Annotated in this window: 6 protein-coding genes; 2 read left to right on the forward strand and 4 right to left on the reverse strand. The window is 70.0% G+C overall.

Annotated elements, in window-relative coordinates; translation table 11 throughout:
• Positions 1 to 15 precede the first annotated feature (15 nt).
• On the forward strand, positions 16 to 1,644 hold the full coding sequence (serA, locus tag ACTIGN_RS01235) for a phosphoglycerate dehydrogenase (protein ID WP_439620613.1): 1,629 nt from the start codon (positions 16 to 18) through the stop codon (positions 1,642 to 1,644).
• A gap of 197 nt (positions 1,645 to 1,841) precedes the next feature.
• On the opposite strand, the gene ACTIGN_RS01240 is transcribed toward serA, so the two are convergent.
• Genes ACTIGN_RS01240 through ACTIGN_RS01250 form a run of 3 tightly spaced genes read right to left on the reverse strand, consistent with a single transcriptional unit; the run spans position 1,842 to position 4,627 of the window.
• A complete protein-coding gene (locus ACTIGN_RS01240; RefSeq protein WP_439620614.1) occupies positions 1,842 to 2,756 on the reverse strand; it encodes a WD40 repeat domain-containing protein in 915 nt (304 codons plus the stop codon).
• A gap of 9 nt (positions 2,757 to 2,765) precedes the next feature.
• Entirely contained in the window at positions 2,766 to 3,692 is a 927-nt protein-coding gene (locus ACTIGN_RS01245) for a WD40 repeat domain-containing protein (RefSeq protein ID WP_439620616.1), read from the reverse strand.
• A gap of 11 nt (positions 3,693 to 3,703) precedes the next feature.
• A complete protein-coding gene (locus tag ACTIGN_RS01250) occupies positions 3,704 to 4,627 on the reverse strand; it encodes a WD40 repeat domain-containing protein (protein WP_439620618.1) in 924 nt (307 codons plus the stop codon).
• Between the two features lie 80 nt (positions 4,628 to 4,707).
• On the opposite strand from ACTIGN_RS01250, the gene ACTIGN_RS01255 reads away from it, so the two are divergent.
• Positions 4,708 to 5,535, forward strand: coding sequence for a dimethylarginine dimethylaminohydrolase family protein (locus ACTIGN_RS01255; RefSeq protein ID WP_439620619.1), 828 nt, complete (start codon positions 4,708 to 4,710; stop codon positions 5,533 to 5,535).
• Between the two features lie 137 nt (positions 5,536 to 5,672).
• Here ACTIGN_RS01255 and ACTIGN_RS01260 read toward each other — a convergent pair whose 3' ends face one another.
• A complete protein-coding gene (locus tag ACTIGN_RS01260; protein WP_439620621.1) occupies positions 5,673 to 6,734 on the reverse strand; it encodes a hypothetical protein in 1,062 nt (353 codons plus the stop codon).
• Between the last annotated feature and the right edge of the window lie 131 nt (positions 6,735 to 6,865).

Genomic DNA, 6,865 nt, shown 5'->3' on the forward strand with positions numbered 1-6,865 from the left:
GTCTCAGGAATTGCAATGCCGCGCGTCCTGATCGCCGACAAGCTGGAGTCCGCCGGGATCGACCTCCTCAAGGCCGCCGGCCTGGAAGTCGACAACCAGCCGAACCTGCACAAGGAGCCGAAGGACAAGCAGATCGCCGCGCTCCAGAGTGCCGACGCCGCCATCTGCCGCTCGCAGCCGAAGTTCACCGCCGAACTGCTCGAGAACCCGGGCAAGCTCCGGGCCATCGCGCGGGCCGGCGTGGGCGTCGACAACATCGACCTCGCGGCCGCGACCCGCAAGGGCATCGTCGTCATGAACACGCCGGGCGGGAACACCGTCTCGGCCGCCGAGCACACCGTCGCGCTGCTCCTCGCGCTGGCCCGCCGGGTCCCGGCCGCCGACGCGGTCATGAAGGCCGGCGGGTGGGACCGCAACAAGTTCGTCGGCACCGAGGTCGCCGGCAAGACGCTCGGCGTCGTCGGGCTCGGCCGCATCGGCGGCGAGGTGGCCCGCCGCGCCCGCGGGCTCGACATGAAGATCGTCGTCCTCGACCCGTTCGTCACCGCGGCCCGCGCCACCGAACTCGGGTACGCCACCGCCGCGTCGCTCGACGAACTGCTCCCGAAGGTCGACTTCCTCACCGTCCACGTCCCGCTGTCGGCCGAGACCAAGAGCCTCATCGGCCCGCGGGAACTCGGCATGATGAAGAAGACCGCCCGCGTCCTCAACGTCGCCCGCGGCGGCATCATCGACGAGCAGGCGCTCGCCGACGCACTGGCTGCGGGCACCATCGCCGGGGCCGGCATCGACGTGTTCTCGGTCGAGCCGATCGCCGCCGACAACCCGCTCGTCAAGGCCCCGAACTGCGTCCTCACCCCGCACCTCGGGGCCAGCACGGTCGAGGCGCAGGAGAACGTCGCGGTCGAGGCGGCCCAGCTCATCGCCGACTACCTGCTCAAGGGCCAGGTCGCCAACGCGGTGAACATGGCGGCGGTGAACCCGACCGAACTCGCCGAGGTGCGGCCGTTCGTCGACCTCGCCCGGCGGCTCGGGCTGCTGCACGCCCAGGTCGCCCAGGGCGCGATCCGCAGGGCGACGCTCACCTACAAGGGCGACCTCGCGGGGAAGAAGACGCGGCTGCTGACCGCGGCGTTCACGGCCGGGCTGCTGGAGTACCGGCTGAGCCAGGGCGTCAACCTGGTGAACGCCGAGGTGCTGGCCCGCGAGCGGGGGATCGAGATCACCGAGTCGTCGAACCCGAAGCGGGGCGACTTCGCGGCGCTCTTGCACGCCGAGGTCGAGACGGAGCAGGGCACGACCGTCGCGGCCGGCACGCTGTTCGGCGACCAGTACGTCCGGCTCGTTCAACTCGGGCCGTTCCGCATGGAGGGGTACCTCGACGGCGTGCTGCTGGTGTTCACGCACCGCGACGTGCCGGGGCTGATCGGGTTCGTCGGCACGATCTTCGGCGACCACAAGGTGAACATCGCGCAGATGACCGTGGGCCGGCAGACGGCCGGCGGCGAGGCGATCGGCATCCTGAACCTGGACAACCAACCGCCCGAAGCGGCGCTGAACGCGGTGAAGGCCCACCCGCACATCAGCAACCTCACGGTCGTTACGCTGCCGCCGGCCGGCGAGCTTCCGGCGTGGCTGGGGTGACCGGCGTTTCGCGTTCAACGTGCAGGACGGTCGGGGCAGGGTAGGTCACTCGCTCCGCGAGTGACACCAGCCGCACGTCGCGGTACACGGGGAGCGGCGCTGCGCCGGGGTGCGACTCGCGGAGCGAGTCGCCTACCATGTTCCGGCCGGCATACACAGCGACCGGTTCAGCCGTCAATTCTTGGATTTCGGGCGGTTCACACGTCCACGTCCCACACGACGACGTGGCCGTCTTCGCTGCCCGCGGCGCAGAGCGCGCCGTCGGGCGACACGGCGGCCACCCACACCTTCCCGACGCCCCAGTTGAACGACCGCACCTCGCGGCCGGTGCTCGCGTCCCACACGCGGGCGGTGCCGTCGAGCCCCGCCGTCAGCACGTTGCCGTCGGGGAGGAAGCCGACGCCCTTCACGGACTTCCCGTGGCCGGGGATCAGCACGGGGCTCGATTCGAGGTCGGCCGGCGTCCACACGACCGCGCGGTGACCGAGCACGAGCGCCATTCGCGAGTCGTCGCGGGTGAACGCGAACCCGCTGACGCTCGCGCCCATCGGCGACTTCGGCGTCGGGTCGCGGAACTGCCGCAACTCGGTGTCGTTCGGGATCGTGACCGGGTGCAGGTGCAGGTACCACCCGGCGACGGCGAAGTAGTTCCCGCCGGGCGAGAAGCCGATCAGGGGCACGCCGGGGTGCCCGAGCGACACCGTGCGGTCGGGCGAGCGGGGCGTGCCGCCTGTCGGGCGCGTCGCGTCGGTCCACGCCGCGAGGCCGCCGGCGGTGGTGCTGACGAGCCGCGAGCCGTCGGCCGAGACGGCAACCGTGTCGGGCGTGCTAGTGTGGTTGTACAGGTCGGCGACGACCTCACTTGTTGCGGCATTCCAGACCCGAATGCCGCCGTACCCGCTGTTGCCCGCGAGGTGCTTGCCGTCGGGGAAAAAGGCGATGCCGCACACGGGCATGCTGCTGCCGCCGCTGAGTCGGCCCGCGGCCCGGCCGGTGGGCGCGTCCCACAGCCAGACGGCGTTCGACGTGCCGGCGGTGGTGGCGATGCGGGTGCCGTCCGGCGAGAACGCCAGCGCCCGCACCCGCTTGTCGTGCGCCTTCCAGACGAGCATCGCGACCCCTCACGCATCAACGTCCCACACCACGACCTGCCCGCTCTCGCCGCCCGCCGCACACGTCAACCCGTCGGGCGAGAACGCGGCGCAGTACACCTTGCCGAGCCCCCACGCGAACGAGCGGATTTCTCGCCCCGCGGCCGCGTCCCAGAACCGCACGAACCCGTCGGCCCCGGCGGTCATCAGGACGCGCGAGTCGGCCGACCAGCCCAGCGCCCACACCGCAGGCTGCCGGCCGGTCCCGGCCGTGAGCGTCGCGGTCAGCCGGGCCGACACCCCGACCTTCAACTCGATCGCCCACAGGTCGACGAACTTCCCGCGGGCCAGCGCCAGGACGGCCCCGTCCGGCGAGAAGCGGACCGCGCCGCGGTGGTTGCCCGCCGGCCGCTTGAGCCACTTCAGCCGCTCACCGGTGGCCGGGTTCCACACCCCGGCCGCGTGGCAGTTGTTCGCCGCCACGAGCCGGCCGTCCGGGCTGAAGTCGAGCGCCGCGACGCCGATGGGCATCCCGAGCAGGTGGTCGGAGGGCCGCGGGGCGCTCCCGGTGGGCCGGCCCGCGTCGGCGTAGACCGCGGTGCCCATCGAGTCGGACGCCGCGAGGGCCGGCCGCTCGCCCGGCCCGAACGCGAGTTCGTAGGCGAGGGCACTGCCGAGGTCGGCGACGGGCTCCCAGGTGTCGGTGTTCCACACGGCGACGCTGCGGGCGCTGCCGGCAGCGAGCAGCGGCGCGTGCGGGGCGAACGCGACCGCCTTCACGCTGTGAAGCCCGCGGCCGTCGGGCCAGTCCCCGGTGAGCTTGCGGGCGAGCGCGCCGGTCGTGGGGTCGGACAGGTGGACGGTGCGGGTGCCGCCGGTGGCGGTGGCGAGCACCCGGCCGTCGGCCGAGAACGCCATCGACTCGATCGTCCCCCCGTGTGCCTTCCACGCGATCACGGTCGGCTCCTTCAGGTATCAACGTCCCACACCACGACCTGCCCCTTCTCGCCCCCCGCCGCACACGTCAACCCGTCGGGCGAGAACGCAACGGAGTGAATCGGGCCAATGCCCCAATCGAAGGAGGCGACCACGCAACCGGTCGCAACATCTTGGAGCGAACACGTTCCCGTTCGCGACCCGGTCAGCAGGCGTCGGCTGTCCGACGAGAATGCGAATCCAGTCAGGTGGCCACCGGTATTTTCAAGGTGTCGTGGCGATTCGTTCGCAGTCGGCTGCACCGTGGTGACACGATCCGTTGTTCCCCATGCGAGTCGTCCGTCCGCCGCCCACATTACGAACTCGGCCGGGCCAGCGAACGCCTTTGTCTGCCGCTTCCCCTCCCAAATCCCAACAGCGGTTCCGCTCCCCAAATACCCACTTCCCCCGGCGGCAAGTTGGCGACCGTCAGGTGAATATGCGAGGCAGTGCGCATCGGTCTCAATCGGATCAAGCTCGCAGACGTGCCAGACATCGAGCCGGTGCAACAGACCGCGACCGTCACCACCAGAGTAGTGAACGCCGCCTATAGCCAAGATGTGACCGTTCGGGGTGAAAGCTGCGGCGTGCGGGTACGGTACGTTCGACGCATACACGCGCTGACTCTCGCCCGAAACCATATTCATGCGTCGAAGGTCCAATTCACCCCCGGAAACGGCGACGGATACTGAGTGGTACAGCCACCGCATATCCGGAGTGAAGACCGCAACTTCGCTACCCGAGAACGGCCGATGGCTACCACACCCTGTTATGAGGTCGATTCGAAACGCTTGCTCGAGCAGTTCCAGACCTTGTTCCTCGCCTTCGATCGGCCCGCTGATCAGATACAGGCTGCGCGCATCGGGGCCAAACTGAAGGGACCGCACGATTACCGGTAGGACGTGAAACACGCGCATGCGCGATCGGCTCCTGAACGACCTCTGCCGCGTAAAATACCACCACAGCCGCCGCGCTCACGCGATCACGGAAGGGTGCCATGCCGCCGCGAATTCTGATGTGTCCGCCGGACCACTACGGCATCGAGTACGAGATCAACCCGTGGATGAACCGGTCCCTCGGGGCGGTCCGCGAACTCGCGTTCCGGCAGTGGAGGCACCTCCGCGACACGCTCGTGGGGCTCGGCGTGCAGGTCGAGACGATGACGCCGCGGCCCGGCCTCCCGGACCTCGTGTTCACCGCCAACGCCGGCCTCGTGTTCCACTCCACGTTCCTCAGTAGCCGCTTCAAGCACGAGGTGCGGGCGCGCGAGTCGCCGCACTTCGACGCGTGGTTCGCCGGGCACGGGTTCGCCGTCGAGCACCTCCCCGAGAACATGTTCCACGAGGGGGCCGGCGACGCGCTGTTCTGCGGCGACACGCTGTTCGCGGGCTACCGCACGCGGTCCGACGCGACGGCGCACAACTGGGTCGGCCAGAAGCTGGGCGTCCGCGTGCTGCCGCTCGAACTCGTGAACACGCGATTCTACCACCTCGACACCTGCTTCTGCCCGCTCGCGCCGGGCGAGGCGATCTACTTCCCCGGCGCGTTCGACGCCTACGGCCAGCGCGTGCTGGCGACGCACGTGCCGAAGCTCATCCCCGTCGTGGAGGACGAGGCGTTCAAGTTCGGGTGCAACGCGGTGGTGGTGGGCAAGACGGTCGTTCACAACAGCCGCTGCCCTGAACTCGCCGCGAGCCTGACGCGAGCGGGCTACACGTCGATCGAGGTGGAACTCGACGAGTTCCTGAAGGCCGGCGGCAGCGCGAAGTGCCTCACGCTGCGCCTCGACGGCGAGGAAGCGGCCTCTTGGCGTGGGAGTGTTTGAGTGCTGCGAGTTGGGAGTGTTGGGAGTGTTGCGTGTTGGGAGTGCCCCGCCCGACACTGCGCTGAGTTGTCCGGCGGCAACCAACACTCTCGACACGCAACACTCTCCAACACTCTCGGCACGCAACACTCCTCCGGTCAGTAGTGCAGCACCACGCGGGGCGGGGGCTTGTCGCCGCGCTTCTCGAGCGGGATCGACAGGAACACGGCGGCGATCGCGAGCAGGTTGCACAGCACCGCGAGGTCCCGCCAGCCGGTGCTCTCCAGGTTGTACTTCGCGAGTTCCGAGTCCTCGCGGTTCTCCACCGCGGCCAGCTTCGCCGGGCTGTTCGCGGCCTCCTCGCGCTGCTTCGCCAGCTCCGGGTTCTCGCGGACCATTTTGCGGATCGCGCGCTCCATGCCGAACCCGCTCACGAGTTGGCTCACGACCAGCACCAGTGCCAGCGACGCCAGCACCCCGACCACCGCCTTGCGCCACGGCCAGATGCCTGCGATCGGCGGCACCTTCCGCGGGTCGAGCGCCTGGAACCCGCGGTCGGCCCACGCGATCACGGTGGCGGCCAGCAGCAGGAACAGGTACGGCAGCAGCATCAGCCAGTCCGACGTGACCTTGTCGAGCCACGCGCCCGACACCGGCATGTTGGCCTCGAGCGCGAAGTTCCGGCTCACCGAGCCGAACACCGCCTGCCACGGGCTCTGCGAGTACACCGGGTGCCCGCCCAGGTACGACCCGGTCCACCGGAAGAACGTGCAGAAGAACGCGACCGTCAGGAGCACCGCCGGCGTCCACAGAATCACGTTCGGCGAGATCGTGAACCCGAGCGAGCGCGTGTACCCGGCGAGCGGCGTCGGCGCACTCGCGCCTTGTGCGGCGTAGTACGGGGGCGGGGCGAGTTGCACCGCGGTGACGCCGGGCAGGGTGAGCGGCGACGGCGGCACGAACCCCGGCGGCGGGGACGGAACATCGGGTGTCATGCGTGGCTCCGGGGCAATCGGTGTCGGTACGGGTGCGGGCGTCGCGGCGGCCGCCGGTGGGGGTACGGGGGCCGGGGCCGGTGCGGGGTCGGGGATCACCGCCGGGTTGTACCGGGCCGGGGCGTCGAACGGCTTCATGCAGTTCGGGCACGTCACCTCGCGGCCCGAGAAGTCGTCCGGCACCGGCACCGTCTTCATGCACTTCGGGCAGATCAGCTTGATCACGCGCGCTCCCCGTGGGTGGTGTTACCAGTTCACTCGGCTGAAGTCGTTCGCCTCACGCGGGCCGCCACGGAGGGCGGCCCCTACGAACCCAAAGCCACTGCCTGGTAGGGGCCGCCCTCCGTGGCGGCCCG

The organism is Gemmata sp., assembly GCF_051859125.1.
Lineage (GTDB): Bacteria > Planctomycetota > Planctomycetia > Gemmatales > Gemmataceae > Gemmata.